This is a genomic window from Hamadaea sp. NPDC051192, from assembly GCF_040682475.1.
Lineage (GTDB): Bacteria > Actinomycetota > Actinomycetes > Mycobacteriales > Micromonosporaceae > Hamadaea > Hamadaea flava.
Map to the genome: position 1 here is coordinate 1 of NZ_JBFBAZ010000296.1, position 1,685 is coordinate 1,685.

Annotated in this window: 1 protein-coding gene; it reads left to right on the forward strand. The window is 65.6% G+C overall.

Annotation, left to right across the window (positions count from 1 at the left end):
- Nucleotides 1–1,685: LamG-like jellyroll fold domain-containing protein (locus tag AB0M47_RS42690; protein WP_363424756.1), on the forward strand; the 1,685-nt coding region annotated here is incomplete at both ends.

Below are 1,685 nucleotides of genomic sequence, written 5' to 3' on the forward strand. Positions count from 1 at the left end.
ATCACCTATGACCCGGTCAGCGGGATCGTGACGCAGGTGATCGACGAGCACAACGGGACGTGGAAGATCAGCCCGTCGGCGGTGGCCGGTTCGTCCCAGGTGTACGCCGCGTCCGTGCTCTCGGGTGGTCCGGCCGACTATCTGCGGATGAACGAGTCCGGGGTGACCGAGGCGGTCAACGAGGTCAACGGCGGGATCGGCACCTACAACACGGTGACCCTCGGCTCGCCCGGCCCGTTCACCGACGCGACGGCGGGCAAGTTCAACGGAACTTCCTCCTATGTAGAACTACCGGCTACGGACGTGCCGACGACGGGGCCGAACTCCGTCTCGATGTGGTTCACCATGCCGTCGGGGTCCACTGCGGGTGGCGTGCTTTATGCGTACCAAAGCATGCCTATGAGTGGCGATCTGAGCGTGAGCGGCTATTGGACCCCGGCGCTGTATGTGGGCACGGACGGCAAGCTACGCGGCGGTTTCTGGACGGGGAGTGCCGCGAACGTGCTGACGACCTCGGCGTCGGTGGCCGACGGAAAGTGGCACCACGTGGCGTTGTCGGCCAGCAGCACCAGCCAGTCGCTGTACCTGGACGGCACGCTGGTCGGGACGCGCAACGCGGCCCTGGTCGCCACCACCGCGACGTACGCCTACCTGGGCGCGGGCAAATGGTCGGCGAGCTGGACCGGGTACGACGGTGACAACGCCGGCTACTTTCCGGGTTCGATCGGGGAGTTCGCGTTCTACAAGTCGCAGCTGACGGCGGCGCAGATCGCGGACCAGGTGGCGGCAAGCAAGAACGCGTCGGCGGACGCGGCCGGCGCGGCGTTGGCGAAGAAGATCGTGGTGACCGATCCGACGAACGCCACTACGACCTACCTGTACGACGTCGAGAACGGCAACCGGCAGGTCGCGGAGATCTGGACCGACGGTTCCCAGCAGCGGCAGACCACCTACGGCTACAAGGACGGTTATCTGCGTACGGTGACCGACCCGAACGGCAACGTGACCACGAGCGAGTACGACGCGCGGGGTAACACGATCTCGGAGCAGACCTGCCAGGACCGGTCGGCAGGCAAGTGCTCGACGGTCTACTACTCGTACTACCTGAACGCGACGTCACCCGGCGACCTACGCAATGATCAGATCACCGAACTCCGCGACGGCCGATCGGCCAGCGCGACGGACAACACGTATCTGACGAAGTTCGAGTACGACGCGCTGGGCAACAAGATCAAAACCACCGACGCCATAGGTCGGGTCGCGTCTACCGAGTACACCGACGGCACCACGATCGCCGCGGCGAACGGCGGGTTCGCTCCGGCTGGGCTGCCGTGGCGGGTCACATCACCCGGTGGTCAGGTGCAGACCACGACCTACTTCACCAACGGTGACGTCGCGCAGGTGACCGACCCGGCCGGGTTGATCACCAAGCTGGCCTATGACGGGCTGGGCCGAGTCATCACCAAGACCGAGGTGTCGGGCGGATATCCGGCCGGGCTCGTCACCAAGGTCGTCTACGACAAGCTGGGCCGGATCACTCAGCAGACCGATCCGGCGACGACGAACCGGGTGACCGGCGCGGTGCATACGCCGGTGACGACGACGGTCTACAACTTCGACGGGCAGATCACGCAGCAGACCGTGGCCGATGCGACGGGTGGTGATGCGGCGCGGACGTTGAAGAA